A 15,790-nucleotide genomic window follows, 5' to 3' on the forward strand; every position below is an offset into this window, starting at 1 on the left:
TTTACAGACCTGTGGCCACGCTGAATTTACCTCTTTTGCCAACTAAACTTTCACGTACTTGGGCATGACGGAAAGTTGCCACAGGGTCGATTGCTCCACCTACCTGACGGCTTGCTTCTGAAACCAAGGCTCTCACATCAGTAAAGAAAATATCTCTTAATAATTCCTCTGCTTTTACCACATCATTATTATCTTGTGCATCGGCAAGAGCAACTCTATCTACCAACAAAGTCTTGGCATAAGTCGATAAAATCGCGTTCACCGATTGTAATAAGTCTTCAATTGGGTCTTTAGTATTATGGCTTGCATCAATCATCCAGGCTAATGGCGGATTCTTCACATTAGAGTCTTGCATACCGTCTACCAATTCATTGAAAATCAGGAAAAACTGATATGGCTTTATACTGCCTGTTGTTAAATCATCATCACCATACATAGAACCGTTGAAGTGGAACCCACCTAAACGTCCGAAATGCATTAGTCGACCTACAATTTGCTCGATATTCGTATTTGGTAAATGGTGACCTAAATCAACCAATACCTGTGCATTTTTACCGATTTGCTGACAAAGGGAATAGGAAGTACCCCAATCAGGAATGACCATTGAGTAGAAGAATGGCTCATAAGGCTTGTATTCAATTAGCATTGTCCAGTCTGACGGCATGGCTTCATAAATAGTTGCCAATGAATCTGCTGTACGTTGGTAAGCTTTACGGAAATGCGACTGACCCGGGAAGTTTGACCCATCGGCCAACCAGACTGTTAGTACTTTTGAATCTAATTGCTTACCATATTCCACACATTGAATATTATGCTCAATAGCCAGGTTTCTGCTATCTGACTTAGTATGTGACAAAGAACCAAATTTATAAGAAAAAGGCTGGTCTTTCTGGTCCTGAAATGTATTGGAATTAACCGAATCAATCGTCAGATTATTAGCTTTCAATAATTGCTTGATAGCTACAGCATCAGACGGAATATCCCAAGGGATATGTAAGGAGATAGAGTTAGAAGAGCCATTTAGTTTATGAATCAATCCCACATCTTCAATTTTTTCTTCCAGATTGCGAGGCTCTCCACCGCTTGGAAAGCGTGCAAAGCGTGTACCACCTGTACCTAATGCCCAACTAGGGATAGCCACCTGAAAAGCCTTGATTTTCTCGATGATACTTTGTGCATTGATACCTCTGCGGTCGAGTAATTCGTTGATATAGGCTAATTTAAATTGATGGTCGGCTTCTAAAGTCTTATTATGGTCTTGAATACTATCAGTAGTGAGCATGTTTGTATAGGTTTTGATTATGAACCTGTTTAAACAGATTCCGAGTTATAGGCTCTTTCGCCTGATAATATAAAACGGATTTTTTACTTTGATTTGTTTTTTATCCAACAATAAAGCTGCGGCAGTGCGGCCCATGGTTTCAAAATCTGTAGTAATAACCGTTATTTCCAGTAATTCTTTTAAAGTAGTTTCATTGAAAGACACAATGCCAATATCTTGCCCTAATTCGTAATTCGTTTGTCGGGTTTTCTTGATTAAGTCGGCAAGGTCAGTTTCCTCTACTACAACATAAGCTGTTTTGGGCTGCGGGATTTCGTCAAAGGCATTCTCTTTAATGGCATATTCTTTTTTAGAATTGATGCAAAAAAAGCGAAAACCAGTGACTATTTCTTTGGGATAATTACCATCACTGGGAAAAATCAATACCATGCGCTGATATTTTTCGAGCAAATCATTAGCAGATTCTAAGGCATCAAAAATATCGTTTTCAAAGTCCTGATAAACACTTAGTACAGGTTTATGATAATCAGGTAAATCTTTATCCAGAATAACTAATTCTTCGGCAGGAATCTTCTCTATGGTCTTTAGTGCTGCAGGCTTTTCAGTTTCAGGGAAGAAATGAGGCATAATTACATAATAATTATACTTACCTAAGCTTTTTTCTATGATTTCGTCAAAAATGCGGGCATTATAATGATGAATCTGCAAATCAACTGATGCTTTATCTCCTAATACTTTCAGAAACGCATAATATATGAGCTTTTTATAAGAGCTTAGTTTGTTGAAAATCAACAAAATCCGCATTTTATTATGCTCTTTGCCATTGATATAAAAACCTTTGCCTTGTACCGCAGTAATAAAGCCTTGTTCCTTTAATTCCCTATAGGCTTTTTCTACGGTATCACGCGCCAGATAATATTCCTCACTTAATTCACTGATAGAGGGTAACTGATCATTTTTCTTTAAAACTACTCGCTCAATATCCGTAATGATAGACCGTACAATCTGCTTGTACTTAGGAGTCTTGTCATTGGGGTTGAGTTGTAATTTATACATTTTTTCGAATAGTTTAAAAAAGATCCCATCCCTGCCGCGCGGCGTCCGCCTCAACAATGAGGAAGGGTAATAAAAAAACTGATTGCAGTTTTAATCCTTGTTTAGGATAGAGACTTGTTACTCCTCCCCATTGTTGGGGAGGGTTGAGGGTGGGATTATCTTACAAAAGCAACTGCCACACCACCATCAACATTCAGAATATTTCCTGTTGATTTTGATAGACTGCCGTCTACAAATACCCTTACGGCTTTGGCAATGTCTTCTGTCAATATCTCCTCGTTCAGCAATGTACGAGCGGCATACATTTTAGGCAGGTCTTCTACTTTAATACCATAAGCTTTGGCACGACCTTCTGCCCATTCACCTTCCCATATTTTGCTACCACGTAATACGGCATCCGGGTTTACGGTATTTACACGTATTTTATCTTTACCAAGTTCAGCGGCTAATAAGCGGCTCATATGTGCCTGTGCCGCTTTAGCAGTACCATAACCTACATTATTTGGTCCTGCGAAGAGTGCATTTTTGCTGGCAATATTTACAATGTCACCATCCAGACCCTGTTGGCGCATAATCTTCACCGATTCCTGCGATACGAGGAACTGTCCTTTTACCAATACATCCTGTAGTATATTCCAATCGGCTAAAGTATGGTCTTCTAAGGGTTTAGAGATAGATAATCCGGCGCAGTTTACTACAATATCTACCCCGCCAAACTGCAATATTCCTTGTTTCAGTGCCTCAGCAATAGGTTCTGATTGTGTTACGTCAATTCCGGCAGTAAGCACTACATCTTTGCCATATTGCTTACGTAATTCGGTTTGTGTTTCTTCCAGGCGGTCACGGTCTGCCGCTATAATACAAGCGCCTTCTCTCAATAATTCTTCACAGATTGCTTTGCCAATACCTCCGGTTCCACCAGTTACAAACGCTATTTTGCCTGATAATGATTTAGGCTTAGGCATGCGTTGCAATTTGGCTTCTTCCAGCAACCAGTATTCTATGTTGAAGGCTTCCTGCTCGCTCAGACCTACGTATTCAGAGATAGCCTCTGCGCCTTTCATTACATTGATAGCATTGGTATAGAATTCTGCTGCAACGCGAGCTGTTTGTTTGTCTTTAGCAAATGAAAACATACCTACACCCGGATAAAGAATCACCACAGGATTGGTGTCTCTTACAGCGGGGCTATTTGGATGCTTGCAACGCTCATAATAAGCTACATAATCCGCTCTATATGCTTCAAACTGTTTCTCTATTTCTTCTTTAGTAGTTCCTTTTAAAACTAACGGACGTATTTTAGTACGCAGGAAGTGGTCAGGGCAGCTAGTACCTTTTTGGGCCAATCTTTCCAGATCACTTGAGTTGACAAATTCCAATACGCGGGCATCATCAGTGAAATGGCCAACCATTCTTCTATAGCTTGATGCCAAACCACGAAGCGTAGGCATTACTTCAGCAGCAGCGGTTTTTCTATCAGCCTCAGCTTTTGATTCTCTTACTGCACCCCCAAAAACAGGGCGTTTTTTGCCATAATTCTGCTCCAGATATACTGAAGCCATTTCTATGACTTCCAGCGTATTGATATAAGATTCATAAGAAGTATTACCCCAGGTAAATAAGCCATGACCACCCAAAATTACCCCTCTCAGATTCGGATTATTTTTAACGGTTTCTTCCAATTTCAAACCTAAGTCGAAACCCGGGCGTTGCCAAGGCAACCACGCCATGGTATCTCCCCAAATATCTTTCATAATTTGCTCGCCATCTTTACTGGCAGCAATAGCAATCAGAGCATCAGGGTGTAAGTGGTCTATATGTTTAAAAGGCAGCAAGCCATGTAGAGGTGTATCAATAGATGGGGCAGCACATTTCGGGTCAAATAAACAATGGTCAAATAAACCTACCATTTCGTCTTCAAAGGCTAAACCTCTGTAACGTTTTTTCAGGGCATGTAAACGGTCAACATACAGGTTGGCGCAACCTTTTTTGGTAAGTGTACCAATATCACCGCCAGAGCCTTTTACCCACATTACTTCTACAGGTTCGCCTGTCAATGGGTCTGTTTCCGTTATTTTGCAAGATGTATTTCCTCCGGCATAGTTAGTTAATCGTAAATCGGCTCCTAATAGGTTTGAGCGATAGATAAATAAATCAACTTCGTTATTGGCTAATTCGGCGGCTTTATTCTCGTCCCACAGGTAGCTAACATATTTGAATGTTAGGGTATTTTCCATATTTATTTAAGATTTTGTTGCTTTATAATCTGTAAAAGCATTTTTAAGCATTATCATCATGTCATCAAAGACATCCATGGGGTACCCACTTTTTTAAATATTCTGCTTTGTATTTTCAATTGCAGTGGCTAACCGTGTAGTTGAGAGTTGCATCCAGGAAATGGTCCCACGTGTTTTCTGCCTTTTATTTAAAAAATGTCTCTTTGTTTAGGATAATAATATTCAAATCTACTCTACTATCGACACAAAAATCAACAATTTTTTATAAAAATCCTCATGTACTCTCCTGTAAGATATTGTTTTCATAGAAAGATTTCTGATAGGAAAAAGTTGGGAATACCCCAAAAAATAAAGTGCCAGATTAGCCAGCACTTTATTATCGTAACCCAAAAAGTAAAAAATAATTTTTCCAGATGTTTTTTAAGCCATCCGTATAGTTGTCTTTAATTTTATTGTAGAAGTAACATTCTGCCCTGTTGTGCGTAAGAATCTTCTGTACTTACGACGGAACTCTGCAGCCTTTCTTCTTGATATAATAATTTTCTCGTCATGGATCAGTACTTCTCCTCCACGACAATTAAAATATAAGTCTTTTACGTGTTCTAAATTGATGATGTAAGAACGGTGAAGTCTCACAAAATTAGTAATCTCGTCTAACTCCTCTTCAAAGATTCTCAACGTTTTAGAACTGATAATTTCTCTACCATCGGCAAGCTTAAAAATTGTGTAATTTTTCGCGCTCTTCAAGTATAGAATATCACCGAGCTTAACCATGTTACGTTTGCCAGCAACCCGCATGGACATGTTAGCACCAGTAGCTTGGCTTTCCACATTTTGGACGACCGTAAATCCCTCCGGGCTGAACGGTGTCTTGTAAATCAGCTTATTCATTCTAAGGAAAGCTTTAAAATTGTTGAATTTTATAGCAAGTTAATTTCAACGTATAACTATTACAACAACGATTCGGTAAGTGGCAGTATAAATTAGATAAGTGGCAGATAATCTTAAATAAGCGAACTTATTACGAAGTTGAAAAAGCGATACTAAAATTTACATTTGCATAATTGGGTGTTTTTTTTTAATAATTTCAAGAAAAACTGATTAAACGGATACGTTTATAAACGGAAATTTTTAGCAGAAATGACGAAAAAAAAGGTACAGAAACGGACGTTTCTGTACCTGAAATATGTATAAAAAACATGCCAATTTTTAATTGGATGTGAATAAAATTTGTACTTAAATGAGAATAATTTTTTGAGTCCGAAAACTAAATATTACTCAACCACTCCAGGAACTCTGATTTACGGCGCCGAGAAACCGGAAGTTCTGTCCCTTGCTCGGTTGTAATTGTTCCGCCTTCACCTTTGGTATATCTTTTTATGTAATCTCTATTGACAAGGAAAGAGTGGTGAATACGGAAGAAGTCGTAGTTGGCCAATAAATCTTCAAAGTCTTTGATACTTTTAGAGACCGTTATTTTTGTGTTATCGTTCAGATAAATATGCGTATAGTCTTCGTCTGCTTCGCAATAAATAATGTTATTGACAGGCACAAACTGAAAACCATTGAGAATAGGAAGTGGTATTTTATTGGATTTATCACGAGGATTCTTCAGATTCTGAATCAAGTGGTCGAAATTCTGCTGACTATTTTTCTTTTCAATACGCTCTTTCGCTTTGCCAATGGCTTGCTTAAGTTCTTCGATATTAATGGGCTTTAAGAGATAATCTAAAGCGCTGAATTTAATAGCCGTAACAGCATAGTGATCAAATCCTGTAGTAAAAATAACTTCAAATTTCGGGTTGGTGAATTTCTCTAACAGGTCAAAACCGCTGCCGTGCGGCATCTCTACATCCAAAAACACAATATCCGGCGATTTTTCCTGAATAAGTTGATAAGCCTCTTGTATTGAATTAGCCGTGCCAATTACCTCTACTTCTGTAGAACAGAAAAGGTAAATGATGCTGCTTAAAGTTTCAACACTTCGATTTTCATCATCAACTATAATAGCCTTATACATAAAAGGTTTTGTTTACAAGTTTACTCTAAGTCAATAAGATTGTCATCAGCCATAGGAATCATGCCAATAGCCACACAAATATTAACCGCTAATTATATAGTATGTATAGGGAGAGGGATACTTACACAAGTACAAAAGAAAAGAAACATTCTAAATTAACCAAATTTTGGAAATTTAATTTCAATTGTTGTGCCAATATCTGCTCCGGGTTCATGTGGTGGTTTTATTCGGTCTTCTACCAGAAAATGAATGTCGGCATCTGCAATCAGATTGAATGTTTGCAGACGTTCTTCGGTAATTTTAAGTCCCTGCGACTTATAGCCTTTTCTGGATTTTGACTGAATCTGTTTGGCGCGTTCTCGTCCTACACCATCATCTTCTATTCTACATACCAGGTATTTGCCCTGGTTAAAAAAACTCATATATAAATTACCCTTGGTTTCTTTATATCGCAAGCCATGATTAATTGCGTTTTCGATAAACGGCTGTAAGATCATGGTCGGAATCTCAACAAAACGATTCACATCAGAGGCAACATTCAGATGAAGCTCAAACTTATTCTCAAAACGCAACATCTCAATTTCGATATAAAGGCTCAATAGCTTTATCTCATCTGCAAGAGTGATATATTTACTACGCGACGAATCTAAAAAGAGCCTTATCAGGTTGGCAAATTTTGATAAATAATTGTTGGCAGAAATAGTATCCCGATTCAGAATAAAACTTTGTACGGCATTTAAAGCATTGAATACAAAGTGCGGGTTCATCTGCAATTGCAGCGTACGCAACTCCAACTCGGTTACCTGGCGATGGTGCCTCTGCTCTTCATCCGACCAGAATTTTAGAAAACGCTCACGGCCATAAAACAGACCAAATAAGGTAATGAAACAAGACCCCCAGAACCACCACGAACGCCACCAGGGATATTCTATCTTAAATTCTACTATAGCAGGTTGGCTCTCTTTCTTTGCCGCATCAATGGCTATCAACTCAAAATGGTAAACAGCCGGTTTCAGACTATCTACTTTTACTGCGGTTTTATTGGTGAAAAACCACGCTGAGGGTTTTGCTCCCTCAAAGCTATTTTCTATAATACGGTACTTGTAGGTCAGGTTATTTTGAGCGGGAATAGCCGAATATTCAAACTCCAGCACATTATTATCGTAATCAACATGATAGTTTTCCTGAAAAGGCATATCACGTCCTGCTATTTCAACACGGGTAATTTTAGCTTTGAAGTTATTTGCTTTTCGGGGAGTATCTGTCTTTTGACAGTAAGCAGTATTGTTGGCGAATAAGCATATCAAAACAATTATTAAAAGCGGCTTTAGCATCAGGGGAATCGGTAGATTAAAATAGGTTAACCTTGTGTTGTAAAAATACATTTTAAAATGCGAATCTGAAAGCAGTACCTACTATTTGTTAATTGTTTACCCACTTGGTGAAGCAATTTACGTACCAAAATCAAGTAGAAATAGAGATAAATACAAACATTTATGAATATTAATTCATCTTTTTGAAAAGGCTATGATTGAAAATCTTCTTTGTTGCGATAAACACTTTGGATTTTGCCCAAAATCGCATTAATTTTAGCTTTAACCTTTTTGAATCAATTCTCTTCTACTCAATCATAAAATCTGTTGTCGCTTAATATGCTAACTAAACAATATGTCATAAAACCAAGCCTTTTTCTACTATCCTATTTTAGTATAATCTTTTCAGCAGTTGCTCAAAAGCCTAAACAGGAAATAGACAAAAATCAAGATTACGGAATACTATACAAGTATAATGATAGCCTGCAATACGAAACCTATCCCCTTTCGGATGGTTGGGGCTATCGGCTATATATCCGTTATAAATTATTAGTCAATCAACCTAATATACCTGCTGTATCAGGTAACGCAGCTTTCAAAAAAGAAGCTGACGCTCAAAAAATAGCCAAACTTGCTTCTTCAAAAGTTGCGAATGGACAAATACCCCCTACATTGACAGTAGAAGAGGTTCGGAAGCTAATAAAATATAAATAAAAAAGCCATAATTAGCTTTATTATTAACTAATTATGGCTTTTTTATTTATAAGAATAGTTTTAAACCAGATTCAATTCCGCCTGAATGGTTTTTACTTTCTCTTTTAAAGATTCGAGCGTATCATCAAATTCATCTTTTTTCTTCAGTTTGGCTCTTACACCGACATAAAACTTGATTTTAGGCTCAGTTCCTGATGGACGACAGGTAAACTTAGTGCCATCAGCCGTGAAGAATTGTAATACATTCGATGATTCAATTCCCATTTTGCCTGATGGAATAGCTGTTGTTTCACCTGTTTTCAAATCAGTAGTGGTCAAAGCTTTATAATCGTCCATGCGGATAACTTTTGAACCTGCCAGACTCTTTGGTGGTTTCGCTCTAAAATCAACCATCATCTGCTGAATTTCTTCTGCACCTGTTTTACCCTTTTTGGTCAACGAAATCAAGCCTTCATAGTAGAAACCATTTTTCTGATACATTTCGGCTAAGAAATCAAATAAGCTGATGCCTTGGTCTTTAGCAAAGGCAGTTAGTTCGGCAATCATGGCGCAACTCGCAATCGCGTCTTTGTCACGTACTTTATCACCAATCAGGTAACCATAGCTTTCTTCACCACCACCGATAAAAGTTTGTTGTCCTTCCAGTTCTCTGATAACCTGTGCAATATACTTAAAGCCTGTCAGGGTATTATAGCAATTAACCCCAGCTTTGGCTGCCATTTCATCAATTAAATCTGTGGTTACAATGGTTTTAGCCACAAACTCTTTACCTGTCAGTTTTTTAGCTTTTTTCCATGCTTTCAACAGATAATAAATAATCAAACTTGCCGCTTGATTACCATTCAGTAATTGCCATTCTCCTTTCGGGTCTTTAACCGCCATACCTACGCGGTCGGCGTCAGGGTCAGTAGCAATTACTAAGTCAGCATTAGTTGCTTTAGCTTTTTTCAATGCAAGGCTCATAGCCTCTTGTTCTTCTGGGTTCGGATAAACCACCGTCGGGAAGTTACCATCCGGGGTTGCCTGTTCATCAACAATATTCACATTGGTAAAGCCCAATTGAGCCAGTGCTTTTGGTACCATCGTGATGCCTGTACCATGAATAGACGAGAAAACAATATTCAAATCAGACTGGCGCTTAATCATGCGAGGATTTACCGAAATGCTTTTTACTGCTTTCAGATAAGCCTTGTCAAGCACCTCGCCAATCATCTTGATGCGTTTCTTTACACCTTTAAACTTGATGTCTTTTACGTTTGTAATGGCATTTACCTCTGCTACAATATTTTTATCGTGTGGTGCTACTACCTGAGAGCCATCAACCCAATATACTTTATACCCATTATATTCTCTTGGGTTATGAGAAGCCGTGATAACGATACCACTCTGGCAACCCAACTGACGCACCGTAAAAGATAATTGCGGTGTAGGGCGAAGTTCTTTATATAAATAAACTGTAATTCCATTAGCTGAAAGAATATCGGCTGCTACACGGGCAAACTCCGGTGAAAAATTACGACTATCATGCGCGATAGCTACTTTTATCTCCTGGTCAGGGAATGCCTTATTCAGATAGTTTGCTAAGCCCTGAGTAGCCGCGCCAACAGTATATTTGTTCATACGGTTAGAACCCACACCAATTTCTCCACGCATACCACCTGTTCCGAACTCCAGATTTTTGTAGAAAGAATCCGTCAGTTGAGTCGCGTTATTGTCAGCAATAAGTTTCTGAATAGCAGTTTTGGTTTCTTCATCATACCTGCCTTTCAACCAGGTTTTGATATTCTTCTCTGCTGTTGTATCTAGTTTAAGATTTTGTAGCATGACTATCCGAATGATTTTAATTGTAAAAGATTTTGGGCAAATTAAAACAAGTTTTTGATGTTTTTCAAGAATGATTTAGATTTTACTAATATTTCTTTAAATCATGCTTTATGAAGCCACAAGAATAGAAAATTAATGGCTTATGGCGTCTTTTTTTCTCTAAAAAAGGAGTGGACCCCAGAGTAATACAATAGTATGATTTCGCCAGAAACCTCCCCAATTGCTTTGAAAACACAGCTCTAAGTCGGAAATTTAGAAGATGCACAGTTGGGGACGTACGGTCTTGAATTACAATTCGCGACTAGCCGTTCACGACTGGCCGTCCGCATAACAATTACTGCAATGGAAGAATGGATAAAGACTGGGCGTCCCCGAAGTATCAGGGTTTTTGGGAATTTGTCAGAAGAGGCAAAGAGTGGGCTGTCCAAAAGGTATCAGAAAAGGTTACCAATGTGGTGGGAACCTTTTTGAACAAAGGTAGCAATAGGCTCCTAGTACCACCCACTCACACGAAACCAAAAAAGGTTACCAATATGGTGGGAACCTTTTGCCAAAGGACAGTGATGATTTCCAGGTACCAGCCACTCATACGAAACCAGAAAAGTTACCAATACGGTGAGAACCTTTTTGCCAGAGGGTAGCAGCGCAGCGATGGTTTCTGGTTTAATCAATAATCTATCCTGTTTTTCTGTTTTAAAAATTTGTTATAATTTTATAAACTCAATAACAATACTTCTTTACTCAATGAAAAAATACTTCATCACCTATTTACTACTCTGCTCGCTTGCAGCACTGGCGCAAGACAAACCTAAACCCCCCCTTACCTGGAAAGACGTTGCTGCATGGAAAGCTATTCCTGCTTTTGGTGGCACACAACTCTCGGCTGATGGTGCATGGTTTGCTTATGTGCTAAATCCTAATGAAGGAGACGCAGAATTGATTCTTAGAAAAACGGGTGATACCACCAAAATCAAATACCCGATTGGCTCGAGTACATTCTTCTCAATGAATTTCTCTGAAGATGCTAAATGGTTTGCATTCAAAGTTTATCCTAAAGACAAAGACAAGAAAGCTGCCGCTAAACCGGGTGGCAAGCCAATTCCTGAAAAAGTATTTCTGATTAACCTGGCTAATAAAAAGAAAACCGAATTTGAAAGAGTAAAATCTTTTGCTTTCAATGGAGAGAAATCTTCGGTTTTGGCTTTGCAATTGACTCCTGCTAATGCACCAAGCGGCCCGAATGCCGATGGCCCGAAAGGTTCAGACTTATTATTATATGACCTTACATCTGGTAAAACCCAGAACATCGGGAATATTTCGGAATTTTCTTTCAATAAACAAGGTGACTGGCTGGCATTGACGGTTGACGCAGCCGAAAAAGCAGGAAACGGCTTATGGTTGCGCAATATGAATACCAACGTAGTGATGATTCTGGATAATGATAAAGCCTCTTACAAATCTTTGAACTGGACAGAAAAGGGCGATGGCCTGGCTTTATTGAAAGGTACAAAGGATGAAAAATATAAAACCGAACTGAATAATGTAGTAGGGGTGAAGAACTTTAGCTCTATACCTGAACTAAGCATTTATGAGCCTAAGAAAGACTCGACCGCATTTCCGAAAGGCATGACGATAAGCGCAAATAGAACTCCTTATTGGTCAGAAGACTTAGGCCGTTTGTTCTTTGGTATAACCAAAACTGAACTGTCTAAGAAAGAAACGCCGAAAGCTGATGCTAAAAAAGATACTACTAAAAAGGAAACCGATGCTGAAAAATTAGCCAAAATAAAGGCGGATACTAGCATTAAAACGATTGAAGATTTAACCAAAGCCATTGCTAAAGTAAAGACTGACTCAACCAAAAAAGTAGCGGCGACACCGGATGCAGATAAAGAAAAACCTGATATGACTATCTGGCATTGGCAGGATAAACGCTTGCAGTCTCGCCAACAGGTGCAGGAAAAACAGGATAAGAATTTCAGTTTTGTGGCGAATTATGATGTAAGCAGCAAGAAATTCGTACGATTAACCGATAGTACACTTAGAAACCTGAGCATCGCGCCTAAACAATTATATGGCATTGGACAGGATATTACAAATTATGAATTAGATAATAACCTGGACGGACAAAGCTATAGTGATATATATATAGTTGACTTGAAAACAGGGAAGCGCAGCAAAGTAATAGAAAAACACTATATCCCTGATTTTTATGCGAACCCGAGCCCTTCGCCTGATGGTACGAAGTTCTTATACTGGAAAGATGGTAGCTGGATAGTTTATGATTTAATCAGCCAGACTTCGCGTAATATTTCGGATAAATCAAGTACTTCTTTTGTTGATGTAGAAGACGACCACAATGTGCGTAAACCTCCATATCCGGTAATTGGCTGGACAAACGACAGCCGTTTAGTATTGGTAAGTGATGGTTGGGACATCTGGCAATTGTCTGCCGATGGCTTGGCTACTCCAAAGAATTTGACAAAGAATGGTAAAACTGAGCAAATACGCTACCAGAATCGCTATGTACTTGACCCCGAAGAAAAAGGAATTGATTTAGCTAAAACGCAGTATTTCAAAACCTACGGAGAATGGACGAAGAAAAGCGGCTTTGTGGCCTTAGAAAACGGACAAGCAAAAAGTCTACTGTGGGAAGATACATCAGTAGGAAGTTTATCTAAAGCTAAAAATGCCAATGCTTATGTGTATTCCCGCCAGACTTTCAAAACGGCACCTGAATATTACCTTGCAACCTCAACTAATTTAGAGAATGGACAAAAGCTTACTCAGAATACACCGTCTTTTGAAAAATATGCGTGGTCGCCATCAGTAAGGCTGATAGACTATAAGAGCGATAAAGGCGATAAGTTACAGGGCGCTTTATTCTTGCCGGCCGGTTATGAAGCAGGTAAGAAATATCCGACTATCGTATATTATTACGAAAAACTCTCACAAACCCTGCACAGTTTTGCTAATCCGGGATATTCGGGTACGGGTTGGAATCCGAGTGTGTATACTTCTAATGGGTATGCGGTATTTATTCCGGATATTGTGTATAAACTCAATGACCCTGGTATGTCAGCCGTTTGGTGTGTGCTTCCAGGTGTGAAAGCCGCCATTAAAACGGGTGTGATTGATGAAAGTAAAATCGGTATTCATGGCCATAGTTGGGGTGGTTATCAGACCAGCTTCCTCATTACACAGACCAATATGTTCAAAGCGGCAGCGGCAGGTGCTCCACTGACCGATATGATTTCGATGTATAACCTGATTTACAAAAATAGTGGTTCGTCAAACGGTGCTATCTTCGAAGCCTCGCAAGGTCGTCTATTACCTCCCTGGGAAAACTGGGAAGCCTATAACCGTAACTCACCATTGTATCATGTAAAGAAAGTAAACACCCCTCTATTAATGTTGCATAACGATGCCGATGGTGCCGTAGACTTTACGCAAGGTATTGAATACTATAGTGCGCTTCGTCGTCTGAAAAAGCCTGTGGTATTAATCCAGTATAAAGGAGAAAACCACGGTCTGGCTAAATTGCCTAACCGTAAAGATTATGCCGTACGTATGATGGAGTTTTTCGACTATCACCTGAAAGGTAAACCTGCTCCGGATTGGTTGGAAAAAGGCATTGACCGTCTGACTTTAGATGAGCATCTGGATAAGAGAACGATGGGTTTGGAGGAGTAAAAGTAAAAGCTAATAACCTAAAAAGCCTGTTTTAAGTGAATGGCTTGAAACGGGCTTTTTCGATATATATTTATGTAATGGTCTATAGTTTGCTATTTTTAAAAGAAAAACCTAAGTGACTAAAATATGAAGGATTTCTACCCTCCTCAACCGCAAATTGCTGATTATTCTTTCTTAAATCCCTCAAAAAATTTCGTTAGAAAGTCAATAAAGGTTCTTTTGGCAATTGTATTGTTTTATATATTCTATCTATTTCTTATTCTAATCTCATTTGGTTTGTTTGGCATTTGTCTGAATGTAAGTAAAGCGATAATGGACATTCGGAGTAATTGGATAACAGCTACTTTAGGTGGAATTGTTTTTTTTATAGGTATTCTGTTTCCTTCGTTTCTTTTGAAATTCTTTTTTCCAATCAAAGAGAATAGAAATACAATAGGAGTAGAGATTACAGCTAAAGAACACCCGCGCCTATTTGATTTTATCCATCATTTGGTTAAAGAGGTAAAGTCTTCCTCTCCTGCAAAGGTTTTCATCTCGGCTGATGTTAATTCGGCAGTTTTCTATAATTCAAGTTTTTGGAGCTTGGTTTTCCCAATCCGAAAAAACTTAGTAATTGGTCTGGGTTTGGTCAATTGTATCAATATAAGTGAGTTTAAAGCTGTGCTGGCGCATGAACTTGGTCATATTTCTCAGGGAACTATGAGAATAGGAAGCTATATTTATATTCTAAACCGGGCTATTTACAATAGGATTTATGAATATGACGATTTTGATTTACTTCTTTATAAAGTGGCTGGACACAGAGGAATCTTAGGTTTGATTGCTGGCGGAGTTAGATTTATACTAAATAGTATTCGTAATCTATTAGGAGAGGCCTATAAATTGATTAGTAGATATTATACGGAACTGTCTAGGGAGATGGAGTATAATGCTGACCTAGTTGCGGTAAGTGTTGCTGGCAATACTGCTACAATATCGGCTCTACGTAGAGTTAGTTTTGGCAATGAAGCCTATAATCAAACCATTGAACATTTGAATTCTTTGTTAAAACAAAAAAAAATAACAGATAATATTTTTGAGAAGCATTTGGCAATGATAGCTTATATGGCCAAAAATAAAAAGTTAATTTTAAACCGAAATCTCCCGGTATTAAATGATGATATAATTGAAGATAACGCACTTAAAAGTAGATTGTATTTTAAAGAGTGGTTAACACATCCTGAACAGAAAGAAAGAGAGGAAAATATAAATAATGTTCAGGTTTTAGCTGAAATTAATGATGCTTCTCCTTGGCTTTTATTTGAGAATCCTGAAAAAGTTCAAAAGGAGCAAACCTTAGCATTTTATGGAAAAATTAAGGAAGATGAGGAAAACGCAATAGAGTTTATTAATGAAGTTTTTTTTCTTGAAAGCATTGATGAGCGCAAAAAGAAAAATAGTTTTCCAGACGTATTTAATCATTTCTTTGATGAAAGATACCTTTTTGAGTGTGATATTTCAAAATTGGATGAGGAAGTTCCAGAATTTAATATAGAACTTGTCTAACATTTTAGTTGACGATTTATTTTTCTTACAAAACAGACAGCTATCCCTATAATATTTAGACAAAGCCAGTTTAAAGCTTTAGCCTCATATCTAATTAGTAATGCTT

The 15,790-nt window shown here is 38.1% G+C and carries 10 protein-coding genes; 3 read left to right on the forward strand and 7 right to left on the reverse strand.

Features of this window, described 5'->3' with window-relative positions; genetic code table 11:
• Position 1: 1 nt before the first annotated feature.
• From D0T08_RS14540 to D0T08_RS14565, 6 genes are all read right to left on the reverse strand, one after another.
• Positions 2 to 1,282 carry a TIM barrel protein gene (locus D0T08_RS14540; protein ID WP_116983375.1) on the reverse strand — a complete coding sequence of 427 codons (1,281 nt, stop codon included), beginning with the start codon at positions 1,280 to 1,282 and terminating at the stop codon, positions 2 to 4.
• A 45-nt stretch (positions 1,283 to 1,327) separates the two neighbouring features.
• The gene (locus tag D0T08_RS14545; RefSeq protein ID WP_116983376.1) at positions 1,328 to 2,338 is read right to left on the reverse strand and encodes a GntR family transcriptional regulator; all 1,011 of its coding nucleotides are present in this window, start codon (positions 2,336 to 2,338) and stop codon (positions 1,328 to 1,330) included.
• A gap of 155 nt (positions 2,339 to 2,493) precedes the next feature.
• Complete coding sequence (locus D0T08_RS14550; RefSeq protein WP_116983377.1) at positions 2,494 to 4,575, reverse strand: bifunctional aldolase/short-chain dehydrogenase; 2,082 nt, start codon at positions 4,573 to 4,575, stop codon at positions 2,494 to 2,496.
• A gap of 420 nt (positions 4,576 to 4,995) precedes the next feature.
• Positions 4,996 to 5,466, reverse strand: a complete 471-nt coding sequence (locus D0T08_RS14555) for a LytTR family DNA-binding domain-containing protein (protein WP_116983378.1) — start codon at positions 5,464 to 5,466, stop codon at positions 4,996 to 4,998.
• 376 nt (positions 5,467 to 5,842) lie between these two features.
• Positions 5,843 to 6,595: a LytTR family DNA-binding domain-containing protein gene (locus D0T08_RS14560; protein ID WP_116983379.1), complete on the reverse strand. Its 753-nt coding sequence runs from the start codon at positions 6,593 to 6,595 to the stop codon at positions 5,843 to 5,845.
• A 155-nt stretch (positions 6,596 to 6,750) separates the two neighbouring features.
• Positions 6,751 to 7,929, reverse strand: a complete 1,179-nt coding sequence (locus tag D0T08_RS14565) for a sensor histidine kinase (RefSeq protein ID WP_158561268.1) — start codon at positions 7,927 to 7,929, stop codon at positions 6,751 to 6,753.
• A gap of 318 nt (positions 7,930 to 8,247) precedes the next feature.
• Between D0T08_RS14565 and D0T08_RS14570 the strand changes: the two genes are divergently transcribed.
• A complete protein-coding gene (locus D0T08_RS14570; RefSeq protein WP_116983381.1) occupies positions 8,248 to 8,622 on the forward strand; it encodes a DUF4907 domain-containing protein in 375 nt (124 codons plus the stop codon).
• Between the two features lie 60 nt (positions 8,623 to 8,682).
• Here the strand turns inward: D0T08_RS14570 and D0T08_RS14575 are convergent, their stop codons facing one another.
• Complete coding sequence (locus tag D0T08_RS14575) at positions 8,683 to 10,446, reverse strand: phospho-sugar mutase (protein WP_116983382.1); 1,764 nt, start codon at positions 10,444 to 10,446, stop codon at positions 8,683 to 8,685.
• A 744-nt stretch (positions 10,447 to 11,190) separates the two neighbouring features.
• Between D0T08_RS14575 and D0T08_RS14585 the strand changes: the two genes are divergently transcribed.
• Positions 11,191 to 14,139 (forward strand): prolyl oligopeptidase family serine peptidase, encoded by a 2,949-nt coding sequence (locus tag D0T08_RS14585; protein ID WP_116983384.1) that lies wholly within the window; start codon positions 11,191 to 11,193, stop codon positions 14,137 to 14,139.
• A gap of 126 nt (positions 14,140 to 14,265) precedes the next feature.
• A complete protein-coding gene (locus D0T08_RS14590) occupies positions 14,266 to 15,684 on the forward strand; it encodes a M48 family metallopeptidase (protein ID WP_116983385.1) in 1,419 nt (472 codons plus the stop codon).
• The last annotated feature ends 106 nt before the right edge of the window (positions 15,685 to 15,790 follow it).

The sequence above is a fragment of the Emticicia sp. C21 genome (genome assembly GCF_003418935.1).
Lineage (GTDB): Bacteria > Bacteroidota > Bacteroidia > Cytophagales > Spirosomataceae > Emticicia.